This is a genomic window from Sulfurospirillum sp. E15m (assembly GCF_059415145.1).
The window spans coordinates 148902-168193 of record NZ_JCAHZS010000006.1 but is presented as its reverse complement, the minus strand read 5'-3'; the positions used below and the strand labels follow the sequence as shown (position 1 = coordinate 168193).

The following is a 19292-nucleotide window of genomic DNA, read 5'->3' as shown; positions in this document are numbered from 1 at the left end:
ACATGTAAAACAATACTTTAGTTTTGTAAACAAATATTCTTCACTAAATACCATTGAATAATGGCTAGGCTTGAGTAGTTCATTTCACGTTGCTGGGGAGGAATAGAAGAAACACGCATTTTAGATAATACAACTCCACTCACCAATGTCAAAAAAAGAAAAAGAGCAAATCCAACCCAAATATCATACGTATAACCTATCCATACACCAACGATAAAAGGGAAAAAAGTCAATAACCCATACAGGCTATAAAGCATAACACGGCACCAAAATCCTTTTAGCTTGGGCAATACTTCAATAATGGGTGGTATTTGTTCCATGGCCTATTTTAAGTTCGTAAAGTTCACAGGGAAATCAAAATCGCATGCACGAATTGCTTTAATCGCATCTTGTAAATCATCAATTGATTTGCCTTCAACGCGAACAACATCTCCGCGAATAGACGCTTGCACTTTCAGCTTAAGGTCTTTAATCTCTTTAACAATTTTTTTGGCATCATCACTGGCAATAGCATCAACAATCGTAACCGTAACTTTGGTTTTAGCGCCACCTGCTGGCTCACGCTTGGTCTCTTTTAATGCTTTTGATGAGATGTCACGTTTGATGGATTCTGAGATAAGTGCTTCTACCATTGCATCCGCTTTTGAATCACTCGTTGTTAGTAAAGTAACTGTTTTTGCTTTTTCATTGTACTCAAACTCACACGTAATACCTTTAAAATCCCAACGGTTGGTAATGACTTTTTTAGCTTGCTCATAGGCGTCTTTAAATTTTTGCTTGTCAATTTCTGCTGTAATATCAAAACTATGTTCTTTTGCCATTTATGACTCCTTATGTTTTAAAAATTCTTGAATATTAAGACTCACTAAGCGAATCAGTTCGCGCCTTGCTTCCACGCTTCCCCACGCAATATGAGGCGTCAGTAAAAGCCTTTCAGAGTGTTTTACATGTAAAAGAGGATGATGCTTTTGCATAGGCTCCACCGCTAAAACATCCAGTCCTACGTAAAGCTCTTTTTCATCAATGATTTGCGCCAAGGCAACCTCATCGAGAATACCGCCTCTTCCGACATTGACAAGTACCGCTCCTGTTTTCATCTGGTTGAACTCAGCATACCCTATCAAGTTTTTTGTTTTGTCATTCAGCGGAGCATGAATGGAAATTACTTCACAACGTTGAAGCATCTCTTCAAGACTTACGCGCTCATAAATACTATCGTTATTGGCTCCGCTTGTCGAAAAATAAACGACCTTAGCGCCAAAAGCTGAAACGATTTTCGCAACCTCTTTGCCAATGCTGCCCAATCCGATAATACCCCAGCATTTTCCTTTAATCTCACAAAAAGAGCGCTCTAAATGTGTAAAAATAGGGCTTTTTTGCCACTTTCCTGATTTGACATAATCATCATAATACGCACACTTACCTACTAAATTTAGAGCAAGCATCAACGTAGTTTGTGCAACAGACGCGCTCGAATACCCTGCTACGTTTTTCACTTCAATGCCCTTTTGCTTGGCATAATTTAAATCAACGTTGTTCGTACCTGTTGCCGTGATACAAATAAGCTTTAAGGTAGGACATGCATCCATCACGGCTTGATCAATAACAACTTTATTGGTTAAAACGATATGCGCATCTTCTATATGCTCTATGCGTTGCATTGTTGAGGTTGTTGCATAGGCTTTAAAGGTGCCCAACTGCTCAAAAACACTTAAATCAGCATCATTCCCAAGTGTAAGTGCGTCTAACATGACAATTTTCATTTTAGTCCTTTATACGATGTCCTACAAACTTTGAGAAGTTCTCCAAAATAAGCCCTCCTCTTCTAAAGCCCAAACCACACCCCTCATAAGCAAAGAATACGCCTGCTTGGTACGATCTTCCTTCATTATCTTTCGGCAATTCTGTGTAAGCCTGGTAGATAGGTTTAAAATTGCCATAATCCCCTTCAGTTTTTGCTATAACCTGATGTGACTCGTCGTAAATAATTGTATTAGCACCCTCGCGCCCAAAAGCTCTTTTCTCGACTTGTTTTTTCCCATGCAATGGTTCAAAAGATGTTTCCAATAAAAGAGGATGATTGGGAAAAAGATCCCATAAAACTTTCATAAATGCTTTACTTTGAAATAAAAGTGTATATGCTGGGTTTAAAATAATGGCTTGCTGTTCACGAACAATTTCATCCAAAAGCAGAGCTAAATCGCCCTCGTCTATGGCTATATTTTCCCAAGGGATGAGCTTGAACCAATACTCAAAATTTTCATCTCCTTTAAAGATACCCTCTTTGCCGTTAAAACCTACCTCATCCACATACGCGAAATCTGTATGAAAACCCGCTTCATTGGCAGCTATTTGAAGCAATCTCACCGTGTTTTCATCTTCAATATTACCTTTAAGTGAAGAAAATAAAATTTTCCAGCCCTCATAATAATTTGAAAACTCTTCTGTATCGCCCCCTAGAACCACTAAGCGTTTAAAATTCTCTTTGAGTGCCTCAAAAACCGTATTGAACTGTTTAGCTTCATCCATGCCATTGGCTTTAAGCATTGCCCATTGAATAATGGCTGTTTCATAAAGCGATGTTGGTGTATCGGCATTAAATTCCAATAACTTAATCGGCTTTCCATCTATGCCACCTGCAAAATCAAAGCGTCCGTAAAGATGCCAATGCACATCGTTTTCCCACGATGTTTTAATAAGCTCCACAAGATTAAAAGGGATATTGAGCTCGTGAAATAGATTATGGTCAATGACGTATTGCCCAGCTTCTGCGAACATGTCGTAAAGTTCATTTGCCGCTTCATAATACGCTTCAACTTCATCGTTTGAGACGACAACTAACTCATCTGCCACATAAGAAGTCTCATCCAAATCCGTATGCCAATAAAACCCAATAGATTCTAAAAACTCTTTTGTCAGTGGTTTGATTTTTTCAAGATGCAACATGCTTAACTTCCAAAACTTGTAGGAGCACTTGAACTTCCAGCGCTACGTGTTGTTGTGCCAGAACTTGATGAACCAAAAAAACCACTGCTCTTACTCGCACTACTGCTGGTTGATGTCGCCATTGGTTTATTAAAACTACTCGTACTACGGGTATAGGCTTGTGGGGATTTATAGGTCGTCGCACGTTGATTTTGGTAATTGGCATTGCCAAAAAGCTTGTTGCCAATCCAGCTACCAATCATCGCACCAGCGATACTAGAGAGCAAAACACCTCCCAAGCCCATTTGCCCGGAACTTACATTAGGGTTGGTTAGCGCAGATGTATTATTATCAATTTTTGCGGCTTCTTCTTTTACAAGAGCATCAATTTCTGTTTGCGATAAAATACGCTCACTACCATCAGGACTACGAACAATAACACGTGTCGTAGAACTGGGATACTCTTCAGCGATTTTATATTGACCTGGTGCAACTTCATCAACGATAACCATAGCATTTTGTGTTTTAGCAGCATCTGCCAAAGCATTTTTATTTTCATCTTTTTGATCACATCCTTGCATACTCGCAATGACCATAACGCCAATGCCACCTGCAATCATATAATCTGATATTTTACGAATATATTTCATAATCTATTTTAATCTCCTAAAATCTCTTTGAGTTTTTTTCCTTTTTTGATAAAAATTTTGCCATCTTTATCCATCACATCATTTAGTTGTCCCATTTTTTTGCTTAGAGTATCATTGATATGCTGTTTTTCCTTTTTTGAAAATCCTTTTTCTTTGAGGTAACTGCGCAAATCTCGCCAATCACTGTACGCTTCAAACATCTCTTCAACCACAGGATTGCTCTCTTCTTCATCATCCATAACATCCGCTTCTTCAAAATAAGCATGGTCAGGCTCATATCTGTTAGTGCTCGTAGGCACATTACTAGTAGATTTTGGTTCTGGAGTTAGCCCTATTTGTCTGTTAGCAAGTGATAAAATTGCTTTGAGCTGTTCATCTCTCTCTTTATAAATCATTTCGATTTTTTCTTTAGACTCTATCAGTAACTGCTCTTTATCGGCAATAAGGCGTTCTTTATCGCTTTCTAATTTTTCATTTTTAAGTTTTAATTCTTCCAGTTGAGTTTTTAGTAGTTCAACATAAGCACTATCATTGATAGGCTCTATCTTACGCAAAGAGGGACTCTCTTTTAACGAAGTCTTTGTTAGTAAAATGTACTTCACTCCATTTTCAATAACACTCTGAAGTGAACCCCGTCGCAATCGATTGTAGATAGCCTCTTTACTGACACCTAAAAGCTTTGCCGCTTCAATAACGGTTAGTTTTTTTTCCATCTGTGACCCTTTTGCTAACAAAGAGAAATGTATTTAGTGCTATTATGTTATCACAGCTTTGATTAGTTTTGTTTTAGGTAGGTATTTTAACACGTAAAGAAGAAGCCAAGAAGCTAACTTCTTGGCCGTGTGTGTTAGAGTCTTGACTCGTAACGGCGAAGCATATAAAGTCTTTTAAGCTGTTTTTTGCGAGCGCTAATTTTATCTTTTTTGCGTTTTTCTGTTGCTGTTTCATAGAAACGTCTTGCACGCACTTCAGTTACAACTAGGTTACGATCAACTTGCTTTTTAAACTTACGATACGCCTCGTCAAACGATTCATTAGGATGTACTTTAATTCCTGGCATACTCTATCCACCACCTTTCTGATGAATTTAGGTATGGATTGTACCCAAATACTTTTACATGTAAGCTTAAACTAATTCATTACGACTAAATTACTTTTAAAAGTCTATTTTTATAAAATTGACGATAAAAATTGAATATCTATTGACTTTCTACGTCACTTTTCAGTATACTTTTGTCACTAAAATGATAAAAAGGTGACAATTTTATGATTATTGCGCTTTTAAAAAATAGAAGTGATGATTCTCACATCACGATTCAGCAAAAACAGATCTTCAAATATGCTCATCATCATGACCTCAAAATCGATACAACTGAGATAGAGAGTTCTGACCCTTCTTTAGAGCTTGAAGATCGAAAAGAGTTTAAGGGGTTTCTACGCTCTCTTTCAGCAAACGATCACATCATTATATTTGATCTCGTAACTTTTTCGCACAATGTGGAAGAGTTGGTCAAAGTTTTTGAGTGTCTTTTAACGCGTTCCATCTCTATTCATATTGCCGATGCTAATTTATGTATAAATGTTGATTCAAAACCGCTTGTTTTATTAGAGCTTCTTGTCAAACAAAGAGAGCTTAATAAAAAAATGGAAACAGAAAAAACACAAGGACGACCAAAAGGGAGAATGTCTAAATCTAAATTTGATGTTCATCGACCTTATATTATTGAATTATTAGAAGAAAAAACATCTATCAGTGAAATTGCTAAAATCTTAAATGTTAGCCGAACGTCATTAAAAGACTATGTCAATTCAAGAGGCTTAAAAGACCTTGTCAGAGCAAAACTTTCACTGCTTAAATCGCCAAATAAAGAAACAACAACATCAAAATCTACAGTTGTTAAAGAGTGCTCACTTATAAAACAACCAGTAGAACAATTAGAAGGAATTACACTATGAGTTGCAATACAAACTGCACAGTCCAACCCATTTATTATAGATACAAACGGTATTTAGTTTTTGGTATTATCACGTTTATTGCATTGATTTTACCATTTATTCGTCTCAATGGAAATCATTTTTTCTTATTGAGTTTTGATAAAAAACAGCTGCATCTTTTATTTACATCGTTTGATATGCAAGAGCTTTATTTGATGCCGTTTGTACTCATGCTTTTCTTTTTGGGTATCTTTTTTGTTACGACACTCGGTGGACGTGTATGGTGTGGATGGTCATGCCCTCAAACTATTTTTAGAATTATCTTTCGAGATTTTATTCAAACAAAGCTTCTAGGAATTCGTAAAAGCATTAAAAACAAACAAAAAGACCCAGAAGGCGGTCAATTTTTAAAACGAACTTTTGCTGTTTTATTATGGGCCTGTTTGGCATTTTTGGCTGCGTCTAACTTCTTATGGTATTTTATTCCTCCTGAAGATTTTTGGGTCTATTTACAAAATCCTATGGATCATACCGTGATGTACGGCTTTTTACTTGGAGTCACAGCATTTTTAGTCTATGACATCACTTCTTTAAAAGAAAATTTTTGTGTTTATATCTGCCCATACTCTAGAATTCAATCGGCATTATTTGATGAAAATACACTTCAAACCATTTACGATGAAAAACGTGGTGGTCAAATCTTTGATGCAAAAGGTAATAAATTAGGCAGTAAACCCGCTCTTGAAAGTGATGATTGTACCGGATGTGAAGCCTGTGTGAGAGTTTGCCCTACACATATTGATATTCGTAAAGGTATGCAATTAGAATGTATCAACTGTTTAGAGTGTGCTGATGCATGTACACCTGTCATGGAAAAATTAGGCAAGCCTTCGCTTATTACGTGGACAAGTTCTAATGCTATTGAAAAAAATACTAAAACACAATATATACGCTTTAGGACAATTGCATATGTCATTGCTCTAACTTTGGCGTTAATTGGTCTTTTTGTGATGGGGAGTAAAAAAGAGTATATGCTTCTAAACATTAACCGTACAAGCCAACTTTACAAAATGGCTGATGATGGTAAAACAGTAGAAAATGTTTATACGTTCTTATTCCAAAACACGGATAGTAAAGATCATAAATACTATTTTGAGATTTCAAATCCCGATATTAAAATCGATAAACCTAGTGAGCCTTTTCTATTAAAAGCGGGGGCAAAACAGAAAAAAGTCGTTATTCTAACTTCACTTCCAAAAGAATTGAAAGTTGAAGGAGAAGACCTTCCTATCGCTATTAAAGCTTATGCGCTAGATGAAAAAGACAAAATCATTGTTGATCGTCAAACTATTTTTATCTATCCTAAAAAAAGTGATGTTCAACCATAACATTTAAAAATACGTATGCGTAAGAAGTATTGAACTTCTTACGCCCTTCTACTCTATTTTCAAAATATTCACCTTTTCTAAGGAGTATCACTATGATTGCATCCGATCGTATAAAAAACTTCCCGATTATGATGTTTGCTATTGTAATGGGACTTTCTGGATTGACAATAGTTTATCAAAAAGCTGCAGCCTGGCTTGGCTTTCCTGCTATATTGGCCTCGGGCTTAACGTTGATCGTCACTATTGTATTTTTAATGATCGCTTTTCTTTACCTTGCTAAACTCTTTTTCTATTTTGAAGAGGTAAAACTCGAATTTGAACATCCAATTCGTATTAATTTTTTTGCAGCTGCATCTATCTCATTGGTGTTACTTTCCATTGTGTATCATGAAATCAGTCTATTTGTTGCACAGAGTTTATGGTATACAGGCGCTATTCTACAAACATTCTTAACATTTTATACAATTAGTTTCTGGATTAATAAAAATATGGAGATAACACACTCAAATCCTGCATGGTTTATTCCTATTGTAGGCAATGTTATTGTGCCTATTGGAGGATTTGGATTTGCCGATAGAGAAGTGCTTATCTATTTCTTTGCGGTAGGCATTTTTTTCTGGATAGTCCTATTACCTATCATTGTCAATCGCATTATTTTTCACCATCAACTCGCTCAAAAATTTTTACCGACACTTTTTATTCTCATTGCTCCACCAGCAGTAGGCGTTGTCTCATATATTAAAATCACAGAACAATTTGATCTTTTTGCAAGCTTTTTATACAGTATCGCGCTTTTTTTTACTTTTTTATTGCTCTTTATGATCAAAAATTTTTTAAAATTACAATTTTTTATCTCGTGGTGGGCATTTACATTTCCTCTTGCAGCCATAACGATTGCCTCTTTGTCGGCATTCCATAAAACACATATTCTTTTTTACAGTGCTATTGGGATGTTTTTCCTGATTATCTCAACACTTGTTATTGTTTTTGTTGGTTATAAAACACTCTACTACATCTCTAAAAAAGAAATTTGTATTGCAGAATAATCTTCTGCAGTACCTTTTTTTAGCATTCGTGTTATTTGTGAGTGGGTGTGGAAACTATTCTCTACAATCTTCTAAGCACTACCCTACTTTTATGTTTACACAGAATACACCCATTGCTTTACATGTAAATTATTTACAACAAGAAATGACTGAGTTAGTCGTAAAAAAAGGCTTCGTAATCAACGCCAATGCAGCATTCAACCTAGTAATAGAAAGCTCATTGGACGTTCACGCATGTGCCTTAAAACCACTTTCATCTTATGAGAATTTTATTCGTATAACACTTTATAAAGATAGAGAAGAATATTACAAAATTCAACTTAACCAGCAAGCAACGCTTACGTTCAATGATTTTAAATTTGTGATTCAAAAAATGTGTGAGGAAATTTGTACAAAGTGAATCTCCAAACGATTAAATCGCTTGGAGAAGATTTTTAATAATTAAAGGGCAGCTTTTGCTTGTTTTACAACAACTGCAAACGCTTCAGGGTCATTCATAGCCATATCAGCAAGGATTTTTCTATCCAAGTCAATATTTGCTTTATTTAAAGCATTGATGAAACGAGAATAACTAATATCATTTAATCTGCAAGCAGCATTAATTCTTGTAATCCATAGTCTTCTAAAATCTCTTTTTTTCTGTCTTCTATCACGGAATGCATAAACAAGACTTCTTTCTAACTGCTCTTTCGCTTTTCTAAAGTGCTTTCTTCTTGCACTAAAAAAGCCTCTCGCCATCTTTAAAATTTTCTTATGACGTCTTCTTCTGACGATACCTGTTTTTACTCTTGCCATTGTGTCTCCTTGACCAATAAAATAATGTCGGTGTCCCTAAGGAACTTGCCCTCACATGAGGGGAACATTGCAAATGAATATGAATGACTCTAGTGTCAAAAACTTGAAATTATGCTTGACAAAGCATTAATTTTACTGATTTCTCATCGCGAGCATCTACCGTTTTAGCAACTTTCAACCCACGCATTCTTTTAGTAGGTTTTTTAGTAAGAATATGACTTCTATAAGCTGCGCCTCTTTTGATCTTATTCTTACTCGCTCTAAAACGCTTTGCAGCGCCGCGTACCGTTTTCATTTTCGGCATGCTTACTCCTTATATTGACTCTAAAAATCAGGGAATACAAACCCCTCTGTCTTTTAGAAACTGGCTATTTTAGCGAAAAGTTTCTTAGAGGGGCTTAAAAGTACAACTTAGTGTTACTTTTTCGGGGTTACCAGCATATTGATGTATCGACCTTCTAATTTTGGAGTTTTTTCGCGTTCAGCGATATCTTCCAACATCGGCCAGAGGCTCTCTAAAACTTGCTCACCAATTTCTGGATTTGACATTTCACGACCTTTTAAAAAGACTCGAAAACGCACGTGCTTACCCTCTTCCAAGAATTCTCTTGCATGTTTCACTTTATAGTTAACATCGTTGGCAGCAATTTTAACAGAAAGTTTGATCTCTTTGATCTCAATAATTTTCTGATTCTTACGTGCTTCTTTCAGTTTTTTCTCTTGTTGGTACTTGAACTTGCCATAATTCATAATTTTACAAACGGGTGGCTTTGCATCTGGTGCAATTAAAACGAGATCTAATCCTAGCTCATCTGCTTTTGCAAGAGCCTCTTTACGGGTGATGATACCATATTGCGTACCATCATCACCAACACATCTTACCTCAGTTGCTCTGATCTCCTCGTTCAGTATGACTTCTTTGTCTTTACTCAAAAGTGTACCTCACTAAGTTTCTCCTTTATTGTTTTGATTAATGCTTCTTTCGTTAAATTATACTGTGTTCTTTCTCTTCTGTCACGTACGGCAACGCTTTGACTTTCAACTTCAGCATCACCAATGACCAAAATCATCGGTACACGCATCGTTTCAGCATTACGAATACGCTTATTAAGACTCTCATTTTTAGCTGAGACTTCAACATCAATGCCCTCAGCCATCAACTCATTGGCCAATGTTTTTGCATACGCAAGATGCGCATCCGAGATTGGAACAATCACTGCTTGAATTGGAGCAAGGAAAAATGGAAATTCTCCCGATGTGTGCTCAATCAAAATACCAATAAAACGCTCAAATGAGCCTAAAATTGCGCGGTGTAACATGACGGGGCGTGCATGCTCATTATTGGCATCGACATACGAAATATCAAAACGCTCTGGCAAATTGAAATCAACTTGAATCGTACCACATTGCCATTTTCGTTTTAAAGCATCAGTGATTTTGATATCAATTTTTGGTCCGTAAAACGCTCCACCGCCTTCATCGATACCATATTTGATACCATTTTCGTCTAATGCGTGCTTAAGTCCTTCTGTTGCTGCTTCCCAATATTTTTCATCACCGATAGATTTTTCAGGCCTTGTTGAAATCTCCATCTCATAATGAAATCCAAATGTTTTCATGATAGAATCGACAAAACTCAAAATCTCTAAAACATTTTCTTTAATTTGGTCAGGTGTACAAAAGATATGTGCATCATCTTGAGTAAATTCACGTACTCTGAACAATCCATGCAGTACGCCACTTTTCTCATGACGGTGAACAACTCCATACTCAAAAAATTTCAACGGAAGATCGCGATAACTACGAACTTCACTTTGGAATACTTTGATATGACCTAAGCAGTTCATCGGTTTAATGCCATATTCAGCTTCATCAATCACAGTAAAATACATATTTTCACCGTAATTTTGATAGTGTCCGCTGATTTTCCATGCATCTGACTTTAAAATCTCAGGCCCCCTCACAGGTTGATAGCCACGCTGTCGATGCGCTTTAAATAAGAGTTGTTCTAATTTGCTTCTTAAACGACCACCATTTGGTAACCAAATAGGAAGCCCCGCACCAACTTCATCATCAAATGTGAAAAGTTTTAGTTCATTACCAATTTTTCGGTGATCTCTTTTTTTTGCCTCTTCGATCATCGTTACATAATCTTTAAGACTCTCTTTATCTGCAAAAGCTATACCGTAGATACGTGTTAGCATTTCACGTTTTTCATCACCGCCTAAATAAGCACCTGCTACTTTAATGAGTTTAAAAAATCGTAGATATTTTGTATTAGGGACGTGAGGTCCACGACATAAATCTTCAAAATCACCTTGCTTATAGATAGAAACTTCTCCTTCAGGGATACGAAGTAAGACTTCTTGTTTCAAATCATCGTGTGCAAAATGTTTGACTACATCTGCTTTTGTCGTGTAAATCTTCTCAATAGGAAGTTTTGCATTGGCAAGTTCTGCCATTTTTTTCTCGATCTCTTTTAGATCAGCATCGCCAATCTTTTCACCCACACGGAAATCATAGTAAAAACCATCTTCAATCACTGGTCCAACAAAAAACTGAGCATCTTTATACAATGCCTTAATTGCTTGAGCCATTAAATGCGCACATGAGTGACGAATCACTTCTAGAGCATCTTTGGAATTATCAAACAAGATTTTGTTGTCATAAGTTTTGGAAGAGACATTTGCAGTTTGCGTGTCGATGATGAGAGCACCTTCTTTATAGGCTATAACATCATTCATCATGTAAGATCCTTTTACTTGTATGAACTCCCACACCAACGGGAGAACAAAAAAATGGTGGCCACGAGAGGATTCGAACCTCCGACCACTACCATGTCAAGGTAGTGCTCTACCAACTGAGCTACGCGACCATAACCATTTAAGAGCTGAGATTATACCAAAAAAAACTGAAAATGCAACTATTTTTTGAGAAGAAAGAGCTTAATGAGGCATATTAAATGCTCTTAGAAGCTCTCCATGAGCGATAAAAAATCAGCAATACACCCAAATCAATCATAACATCAGCAAAGTTAAAAACGGCAAATTCAAATCCATAATGCCAAAAAAAATAATCAACAACACCACCATGAATAAACCGGTCATAAATATTACTGAATGCCGCTCCACCAATAAGGCCAATAGCGATACCATAAGAATGCAATAGGGTTTGATGAAAAAGAAGATAGACTCCTAGTGAGCCTACAAGTAAAAGCTGTATATACTTTAAATACTCTTCCAAAAAAGAGAACATTGAAAAAGCAACACCTTTATTATAGGTTAAAATCAGTGAAAAAAAATCGCCTTGCCAACGAAATCCATCTAAAAATAGAGTTTTAATCCATTGGTCAATCCCAAAAATAGCTACCAATGTGATCCCAAATATCAGCCATGCTTTTTTATTCATTGAGGGCACTTTTGAAAAACTTTACGGTTTTTTCCATACATTCATCAAGCACAACCTCATCTTGTCCTTCAAGTAAAATCCTTAATAAATTCTCGGTGCCTGAGTAACGAATCAAAACGCGTAGTTTCTTAGTCTCTAACTCTTCAATCAACGCTTCGTACCCTTTAATGTCAGAAAGTGGAATTTTATTATCGACTTTAAGGTTTTGTTGCAATTGTGGATAAAGTTCAAATGGATTGAAAAGTTTACTCACTTCTTTCTTCTCCGTGAGCACACAGTGCATAACAGCAAGCGCTGCCACTAACGCATCACCTGTTTTTGCAAAATCTGAGACAATGATATGCCCACTCTGCTCTCCACCAAAGCTAATTTTCTCTCTGTATAGGCACTCTAGAACATTTTTATCCCCTACATCACAACGATGCATTGTAATGCCAGATTGGCGCAAATAATCTTCTAACGCTTGATTGCTCATAACAGTCACACAAACACCTTTGTTAGCTAATCGGTTTTGACTATGCAAAAAAGTGGCAATCTTACCAAGAAGCTTATCGCCGTGTATTGGATTGCCATTTTCATCAACAACAACCAAACGATCAGCATCGCCATCAAAAGCAAACCCAATATCTGCTCTTAGTTTTCGAACTTCTTCACCCAACTCTTCAGGATGCAATGCCCCACAATTAAGATTAATATTACTTCCATTAGGCTCATCGTTAATCATGATGACATCAGCACCTAATTCGTTGAAAATCGTTGGGGCTACTTTATAGGCTGCGCCATTGGCTGTATCTAAGACAATGCGAAACCCTTTAAGCGTCAAATTTTTTGGGAAAGAATTTTTAATTTGAACAATATAACGGCCAATGACATCATCAACACGTTTAGAACGTCCAATGTCAAACTCCATTTTTTGATTGCGCTCGATTAATTCATCATCAAAATAAATTTTTTCAATAGCAGCTTCTTCAGCTTCGCCGAGTTTATTACCAAAAGAATCAAAAAATTTAATGCCATTATCAAAATACGGATTATGCGACGCGCTAATCATGATACCAGCATCACAACGCATATCTTCCGTCAAAAAGGCAATAGCAGGTGTTGGCATTGGTCCAATTTGCCGGACATCGTACCCAACAGCAGTCAATCCTGAAACAATTGCATTTTCAATCATATATCCACTGCGTCTCGTATCTTTGCCGACTAAAATTTTATTGGTAATCGAATTTTTACGAAAATAGATACCTGCAGCCATCGCTAAACGCATAGCCATAAAAGCACTCAATTTTTTTCCAGCTTTTCCACGAACACCATCGGTTCCAAAAAGTTTCATTGTTGATTTACCCACTTTACATGTAAAATAATGTGCAAATTGTAACAAAACTTTTCTAATCTTTACATGTAAACGCTATAATACACTGAGTATCTCATTTAAACAAAGGTAAAAAGATGAATTTAGACAAAGTCATCTCTGGTTTTTTCTTTATTTTAGCTATGACACTTAACTTCGGCTTTTTCTATGGTGATTTGGCAGATTTAGAATTACACAGTAAATATGAACTTTTTGCTGCCCTCGTCGTCAATATCATTGCAACGACATTGAAGATTGGTGATAAAACACAACTAGGTTCTGTTTTACTTGCGACTAGCCTTGTTGCGGATATTCAGCTCATTGCTTCAGCGACCGTTTGGACAGTTGCAACGTATGCATATACCGTCGATCGTGAAGTTGCTTCTATCATTATTAGTTTAAGTGGTGGAGCACTTTTAGCTAACATCACCAGTGTATTGCTCTATATTGGAGATACGCTCAAATCAAAACGTTAAACAAAGAGACTTCGTGAAAAGTAGTTCTTTATGGCTTGTTTTACAAAGGATGCGAACGCCTTTTTTAGTCATTATCTTCACATACACTGTCTCCATCATAGGTCTTTTGCTGATAGAAGGTGTCGATAATAATGGAAATCCATATAAGCTAACTATCTTTGATGCCTTTTATTTTATTAGTTATACTGCCACCACGATAGGATTTGGAGAAACGCCTTTTGTTTTTACGTATCCTCAACGCATTTGGGTTTCAATCTCTATTTTTTTTACCGTTACCGGTTGGTTTTACAGTGTGGGAACTTTAGTTGCCTTATTGCAAGATAAACTTTTTTTGGAAGAGTTTGCTCGTGCAAAATTTAGGCGCAATGTCGCTTATCTCAAAGAAAAATATATCATTATTTTGGGGTATAACTCCATCACAAGCGAAATTATTAAAAAAGCCAATGACTATGGTTTGCGTTCAGTTGTCATTGAAAAAGATGAAAGCAAACGCAATCATCTTCTCTTAGAAAACTTTACGCCACCAGTATTTTGCCTGAACGCAGACGCCCATAATCCTGAAGCATTAGAAATGGCAGGCATTAAGTCCGCTTATTGCAAAGCAATCGTCAGTCTATTTGAAAATGACGCTCTAAACCTTCGCATTGCCCTCACTTCAAAAGTTTTAAATCCCAATATTATGATGGCAATTAAATCCACAACAAAAAACCAAACGGAAAACCTTCAAGACCTTGGTGTTCAGATTATTGAAAATCCATTTGAAATTATTGCGAACCATATTCACCTCGCTATTACCGCACCCTACTCCCTAAGGCTTATTCGATGGCTTTACGGCTTGTGTAATCTTTATGATCCATTACTGCAACTCCCACAAGGAGAATACATTGTTTGTGGCTTTGGACGTATGGGAAAAAGCATCTACGAAGTTCTTAAAGCCAATGGATTTGAAACTGTTTTTGCTGAAATTGACGCACAAAAGCAAGAACGCTATACCTCTTTTGAGCATCCTAAAATTTTAATTGGCGACGGAGATGACAAAGATATGTTAAGAGAACTTGGCATAGAACATTGTGCCGCAATTATCGCAGGAACCAATGATGACACAACCAATTTGTCGATTCTCGCAACTGCTAAGAAACTTAATCCAAAAATTATAACGATTGCACGAGAAAATGAACTTGATGATTTTTCAATTTTCGAGAGCTCCAATATTGATACTGTTTTTATCCCGGCAAAAGTTCTTATTAATAAAACCGTTCATGCTATTTTAAATCCAGCCTTGGATCTTTTTATTAAACATCTTTATGGGTTAGAAGAAGAAAAAATCATGGGTTTAACGAAGCAACTTCTAGAAATTGACTTAGTACCACTTATTTTTTCACTGAAAATTGACCTCGCTCAAGCACCTATGCTCATAGAAAACGACTATCAAGAAACACTCATATTATCACTGCTAAGAACATCGTTAAAAGATAGACATTTTACAAACAATCTTATTCCTCTTATGAGAATCCGCCATAAAGAGGTGACTCTTTTGCCAGACTGGAGCAGTAGTATTGAAAAAAATGATCTCTTTTTATTTGCTGGAGATGCCAATGCTCAAGACCATTTAGAATACATTGCTCAAAACTATTATGAATTTTGCTACGCACTGTACGGTACAGAAAAAGGTTTATTGAAGCTAAAAAAGACGCAAACTCCTTGAATGAAGCATGGAATCGCATTTTAGTAGAGAATTTTATTTTAAAATGCCCTTAAAATAAGTTCTATTTAATATTTATTTTTATATAATCTACGCCTAAATTTAAAATGAAAGGCTTATCTATGGCAAACCATAAGTCAGCAGAAAAGCGTATTAGACAAACAAAAAAACGCACTGAAAGAAATAGATTTTATAAAACTAGAATCAAAAATCTTACAAGAGCTGTAAAAGAAGCTGTAGAAGCAGGTGATCAAGCAGCAGCTGAAGTTGCGTTAAAAAATGTTAATAAAAGTTTTCACTCTTACTCTAGCAAAGGTATTTTAACTAAAAATACTGTATCACGCCGTGTAAGCAGACTTGCAAAACTCGTTAATACGCTAGGTAGTGTTGCTGCATAATTTGCGGCAACCCTCTTTCACTCTTAGTTTCCTCTCATGCTAAAAGAAAAATTAGTTCCTTTCCTTGATCGATACAATGAGTTATCTACACTATTAAGTGATCCTAATGTCGCTAATGACATTAAGAAGATGACAGCTCTCTCTAAAGAACAATCTAATTTAGAAGAGATCAAAGATAAAACACTATCCTACATTTCAACACTTGATCAAATTGAAGATAATAAACTCCTTTTGGATGATGAGGAACTTGGGGAATTAGCAAAAGAAGAGCTCAAAAACCTAGAATCTCTACGGGATGAACTAGAAGATGAAATTAGACTTCTTCTGTTACCCAAAGACCCTAATGACGATCGAAACATCTTTCTTGAAATTCGCGCAGGAACAGGTGGCGATGAAGCAGCAATTTTTTCAGCAGATCTTTTTAAAGCTTATCTTCGCTATGCAGAAAACCGTGGTTGGAAAGTTGAAGTTGTTTCACTCAGTGAAGGCGTTTTAAATGGCTACAAAGAAGTTATTGCCCTTGTTAAAGGGCAGGGCGCTTTTTCACGCTTAAAGTATGAAGGTGGAGTCCACAGAGTTCAGCGTGTTCCCCTAACAGAATCACAAGGTAGGGTACACACTTCAGCAGTGACAGTTGCTGTTATGCCAGAAGTAGATGACGTTGAAATTGACATACAAGAAAAAGACCTTAAAATCGATGTTATGCGCTCTAGTGGTAATGGTGGCCAATCGGTTAATACAACCGACAGTGCTGTGCGTATTACCCACTTACCAACGGGCCTTGTTGTCGTGAACCAAGATGGAAAATCTCAGCATAAAAACAAAGATGCTGCTATGAAAATTCTTAAAGCAAAACTTTACGATATTCAACTTCAAGAACGCAATGCAAAAGAGAGTGAAGCCAGAAAACAACAAGTGGGCTCTGGTGATCGTAGTGCGCGTATTCGCACGTACAACTATCCTCAAAACCGTATCACCGACCATCGTGTTGGATTAACCCTTTACCGTTTAGATGCGATTATGGAAGGGGGTCTTTTTGATGAGATTATTGACCCAATTATCGCTCACTATCAAGCGGAATTGATGAAAGAGGCAAATTTCTAATTGATTGACTGATCGTGATCGTAAATTGCAAGGTTGTTTTGCTCTATCATCTCTCGTATCATCTTAATATACTCTTCTTTAAGCTCGGAATAATTTATCATCGTTTTCGCAGCATCCATTCCGGTATATAATTTTCCATTCAGACGTGCTTGAAAGCGCTTATCGCGGAAAGCTATATAAGCATCATTGGTATTAAGATTCAACATATAAGCATTCACTGATTTTTGAAGCGATGAGAAAACGCGAATCATATGCGATTTCCCAAGTGTTCTATTTTGAGGCAATAAACCAACACCTGAATAGGTCCAGTGACCAAAAAGGTTATTGGCTTCTCTGGCAAATCGACTTTTTCCCCAACCACTTTCTAACGCAGCTTGAGCAAGAGCCATCGAAGTAGGGATGACATCGATACGTTTATAATACTCATCTCGGTCAAAAAGATTTTCAATGCCATATTTATTGCGTAAGGCGATGAGATAACCTACATTTTTCTGATTTAATCCTCGAAAGGCTCCTGGCATTGCTTGTGCAAAAAAGTTTGTAATAAAATCACGATCTTTTTTGATTTCTTCATTGCTTTTATCCACTAAAACTTTCATTTGGAGAATAAACTCTTCTTTTTGCTTTGCACTATCATCAATTTGATAATAGTCGTTCGCAAGACCACCTGCATACAAAAAACTCTGTGAAAAAAACAAGAAGAAGGTAAAGAAGGTATAAAAAAACTTCACGAAACTAAAGGTCCAATGTTGTTTCAAAGACTTTTTGTACCAAGCCTTTAAAAAACAGCTTATCTTCGTGCATGCGTAAATATAACTCTTCTTTACTGGTAGGATATACTTTTGCGTTTTCTCCTATCAGCTTTTCACAATAAGCGCTATAAAAACAAGCTGCCATGCCTGTGCCACATGCAAGTGTTTCATCTTCAACTCCACGCTCATATGTTCTTACATGTAATGTACTGTTTTCAAGTGTTGCATAGTTTACGTTGGCGTTATATTTAAACCGCATTTGACGAGCAATCGTTTTATCAAAACAGTTAATATCTTCGACAAACGTTACAAGATGAGGCACACCCGTATCGCAAAAATGCCATGTCAAACCATTTTCTTCAAATGAGTCTCGTAATTTTTTGGGTTCAGTCATTTCTGTTTCAACACTGTCATTCTCAACAATGGAACTGATGACGCCAGCACCCGTTAAAAAACGCATACTAGCACCAGCAAGCTGATTGGAGTAAGCATAGTGTGCGCATGCTCGCGTACCATTTCCACACATCGATGCAACCGAGCCATCGTTATTGTAAAATTGCCATTTAAAATCATATTCATTATGTGGTAATAACACGATAAGACCATCGGCTCCTATACCTTTTTGTCTATCGCATAATTTCTTGGCTAATTCACTTCGGTCCACTTCAATAAAAGTGTGAAAAATAACAAAGTCATTGCCGTTGGCATTATATTTTGCAATTTGCATACTGTCCTCGTACATATTTGATAAATTTTTCAATCTCTTCTTCCAGAAATTTCATGTCAAAAGAGTTATTAATGAGAAAATCGGCCATAATTTTCTTCTCTTCAATGCTAATTTGTGCGTCAATACGCTTTTGTGCCTCTTCTTTGGTAAAATTTTCTCGTACCATCAAACGTTTGCGCTGAACCTCTACAGGAGCATAAACCACAGTAACCAACTTACATGAATAACCATCACTCTCAAAGTAGAGCGGGATATCAATGATATAAGGCTTTTTCTTTGCCTCTAAAAGATCACAACGCCTAAAGATTTCTGCACGAATCAGCGGATGCAAAAAAGCATTTAGCTTTTCGCGCTCTTTTTTATCATTAAAAATTAATGCTCCAAGTGCTTTTCGATCTATGACACCATCACTAATGACACGATCACCAAAAATTTTTTCCACTTCTTTTACATGTAAAGGCAAAACTTCTTTAGCAATCTTATCCGCATCAATCACTTCGAATCCATGTGATTGAAGCATTGAAGATACTGTACTTTTACCCGTTGCAATGCCGCCTGTTAAGACGATCGCATGTTCATACGCCATTGAATCTTCTACACCTTAGATTATATTTTATAACGATTTTAACATAGTT

23 protein-coding genes and 1 tRNA gene are annotated in these 19292 nt (G+C 36.5%); 7 read left to right on the top strand and 17 right to left on the bottom strand.

Annotated features, from left to right (window positions below):
- Nucleotides 1-17: 17 nt before the first annotated feature.
- The 7 genes from AC5SLP_RS09670 to rpsU all read right to left on the bottom strand — a co-directional run bounded on the left by AC5SLP_RS09670 (nucleotide 18) and on the right by rpsU (nucleotide 4635).
- The gene (locus tag AC5SLP_RS09670; protein ID WP_495254946.1) at nucleotides 18-320 is read right to left on the bottom strand and encodes a hypothetical protein; all 303 of its coding nucleotides are present in this window, start codon (nucleotides 318-320) and stop codon (nucleotides 18-20) included.
- A 3-nt stretch (nucleotides 321-323) separates the two neighbouring features.
- A complete protein-coding gene (locus AC5SLP_RS09665; protein WP_495254945.1) occupies nucleotides 324-821 on the bottom strand; it encodes a YajQ family cyclic di-GMP-binding protein in 498 nt (165 codons plus the stop codon).
- On the bottom strand, nucleotides 822-1763 hold the full coding sequence (locus AC5SLP_RS09660) for a D-2-hydroxyacid dehydrogenase (protein WP_495254944.1): 942 nt from the start codon (nucleotides 1761-1763) through the stop codon (nucleotides 822-824). It lies immediately after the preceding gene.
- Between the two features lies 1 nt (nucleotide 1764).
- A complete protein-coding gene (locus AC5SLP_RS09655) occupies nucleotides 1765-2946 on the bottom strand; it encodes a glutathionylspermidine synthase family protein (RefSeq protein WP_495254943.1) in 1182 nt (393 codons plus the stop codon).
- A gap of 2 nt (nucleotides 2947-2948) precedes the next feature.
- Nucleotides 2949-3575, bottom strand: coding sequence for a UPF0323 family lipoprotein (locus AC5SLP_RS09650; RefSeq protein ID WP_495254942.1), 627 nt, complete (start codon nucleotides 3573-3575; stop codon nucleotides 2949-2951).
- 8 nt (nucleotides 3576-3583) lie between these two features.
- Nucleotides 3584-4288: a helix-turn-helix domain-containing protein gene (locus tag AC5SLP_RS09645; protein ID WP_495254941.1), complete on the bottom strand. Its 705-nt coding sequence runs from the start codon at nucleotides 4286-4288 to the stop codon at nucleotides 3584-3586.
- A 134-nt stretch (nucleotides 4289-4422) separates the two neighbouring features.
- Entirely contained in the window at nucleotides 4423-4635 is a 213-nt protein-coding gene (gene rpsU / locus AC5SLP_RS09640; RefSeq protein ID WP_039671852.1) for a 30S ribosomal protein S21, read from the bottom strand.
- Nucleotides 4636-4841: 206 nt separating this feature from the next.
- On the opposite strand from rpsU, the gene AC5SLP_RS09635 reads away from it, so the two are divergent.
- From AC5SLP_RS09635 to AC5SLP_RS09625, 3 genes are all read left to right on the top strand, one after another.
- Nucleotides 4842-5531, top strand: a complete 690-nt coding sequence (locus AC5SLP_RS09635) for a helix-turn-helix domain-containing protein (RefSeq protein ID WP_495254940.1) — start codon at nucleotides 4842-4844, stop codon at nucleotides 5529-5531.
- Complete coding sequence (gene ccoG, locus AC5SLP_RS09630; RefSeq protein ID WP_495254939.1) at nucleotides 5528-6898, top strand: cytochrome c oxidase accessory protein CcoG; 1371 nt, start codon at nucleotides 5528-5530, stop codon at nucleotides 6896-6898. The genes AC5SLP_RS09635 and ccoG overlap by 4 nt, the downstream gene beginning before the upstream one ends.
- A 92-nt stretch (nucleotides 6899-6990) precedes the next feature.
- Nucleotides 6991-7944, top strand: a complete 954-nt coding sequence (locus AC5SLP_RS09625) for an SLAC1 anion channel family protein (RefSeq protein WP_495254938.1) — start codon at nucleotides 6991-6993, stop codon at nucleotides 7942-7944.
- A gap of 441 nt (nucleotides 7945-8385) precedes the next feature.
- Here the strand turns inward: AC5SLP_RS09625 and rplT are convergent, their stop codons facing one another.
- The 7 genes from rplT to glmM form a co-directional block, all read right to left on the bottom strand.
- Nucleotides 8386-8739, bottom strand: coding sequence for a 50S ribosomal protein L20 (gene rplT, locus AC5SLP_RS09620; RefSeq protein WP_495254937.1), 354 nt, complete (start codon nucleotides 8737-8739; stop codon nucleotides 8386-8388).
- 109 nt (nucleotides 8740-8848) lie between these two features.
- The gene (rpmI, locus tag AC5SLP_RS09615) at nucleotides 8849-9043 is read right to left on the bottom strand and encodes a 50S ribosomal protein L35 (RefSeq protein ID WP_495254936.1); all 195 of its coding nucleotides are present in this window, start codon (nucleotides 9041-9043) and stop codon (nucleotides 8849-8851) included.
- A 113-nt stretch (nucleotides 9044-9156) separates the two neighbouring features.
- Nucleotides 9157-9672, bottom strand: a complete 516-nt coding sequence (gene infC, locus AC5SLP_RS09610; RefSeq protein WP_495254935.1) for a translation initiation factor IF-3 — start codon at nucleotides 9670-9672, stop codon at nucleotides 9157-9159.
- Nucleotides 9669-11486, bottom strand: a complete 1818-nt coding sequence (thrS, locus tag AC5SLP_RS09605) for a threonine--tRNA ligase (RefSeq protein WP_495254934.1) — start codon at nucleotides 11484-11486, stop codon at nucleotides 9669-9671. Before thrS ends, infC begins: the two co-directional genes overlap by 4 nt.
- 52 nt (nucleotides 11487-11538) lie before the next feature.
- A tRNA-Val gene (locus AC5SLP_RS09600) sits at nucleotides 11539-11614 on the bottom strand.
- Nucleotides 11615-11697: 83 nt separating this feature from the next.
- Nucleotides 11698-12147 (bottom strand): signal peptidase II, encoded by a 450-nt coding sequence (gene lspA / locus AC5SLP_RS09595; protein ID WP_495254933.1) that lies wholly within the window; start codon nucleotides 12145-12147, stop codon nucleotides 11698-11700.
- Entirely contained in the window at nucleotides 12140-13480 is a 1341-nt protein-coding gene (gene glmM / locus AC5SLP_RS09590; RefSeq protein ID WP_495254965.1) for a phosphoglucosamine mutase, read from the bottom strand. Before glmM ends, lspA begins: the two co-directional genes overlap by 8 nt.
- A gap of 116 nt (nucleotides 13481-13596) precedes the next feature.
- Here glmM and AC5SLP_RS09585 point away from each other — a divergent pair, with 116 nt between their 5' ends.
- From AC5SLP_RS09585 to prfA, 4 genes are all read left to right on the top strand, one after another.
- On the top strand, nucleotides 13597-13974 hold the full coding sequence (locus AC5SLP_RS09585) for a DUF6394 family protein (protein WP_495254932.1): 378 nt from the start codon (nucleotides 13597-13599) through the stop codon (nucleotides 13972-13974).
- Between the two features lie 13 nt (nucleotides 13975-13987).
- Nucleotides 13988-15679 carry a potassium channel family protein gene (locus AC5SLP_RS09580; RefSeq protein WP_495254931.1) on the top strand — a complete coding sequence of 564 codons (1692 nt, stop codon included), beginning with the start codon at nucleotides 13988-13990 and terminating at the stop codon, nucleotides 15677-15679.
- A 119-nt stretch (nucleotides 15680-15798) separates the two neighbouring features.
- Nucleotides 15799-16074: a 30S ribosomal protein S20 gene (gene rpsT, locus AC5SLP_RS09575; RefSeq protein ID WP_495254930.1), complete on the top strand. Its 276-nt coding sequence runs from the start codon at nucleotides 15799-15801 to the stop codon at nucleotides 16072-16074.
- A gap of 36 nt (nucleotides 16075-16110) precedes the next feature.
- Nucleotides 16111-17178 (top strand): peptide chain release factor 1, encoded by a 1068-nt coding sequence (gene prfA / locus AC5SLP_RS09570; RefSeq protein ID WP_495254929.1) that lies wholly within the window; start codon nucleotides 16111-16113, stop codon nucleotides 17176-17178.
- Here the strand turns inward: prfA and AC5SLP_RS09565 are convergent.
- From AC5SLP_RS09565 to coaE, 3 genes are read right to left on the bottom strand one after another with little or no spacing between them, the layout of a single operon-like run.
- Entirely contained in the window at nucleotides 17175-17909 is a 735-nt protein-coding gene (locus tag AC5SLP_RS09565) for a glucosaminidase domain-containing protein (RefSeq protein ID WP_495254928.1), read from the bottom strand. The genes prfA and AC5SLP_RS09565 overlap by 4 nt on opposite strands.
- 4 nt (nucleotides 17910-17913) lie before the next feature.
- Complete coding sequence (gene dapF / locus AC5SLP_RS09560; protein WP_495254927.1) at nucleotides 17914-18657, bottom strand: diaminopimelate epimerase; 744 nt, start codon at nucleotides 18655-18657, stop codon at nucleotides 17914-17916.
- Nucleotides 18638-19243: a dephospho-CoA kinase gene (gene coaE / locus AC5SLP_RS09555; RefSeq protein WP_495254926.1), complete on the bottom strand. Its 606-nt coding sequence runs from the start codon at nucleotides 19241-19243 to the stop codon at nucleotides 18638-18640. The genes dapF and coaE overlap by 20 nt, the downstream gene beginning before the upstream one ends.
- Nucleotides 19244-19292: the final 49 nt, after the last annotated feature.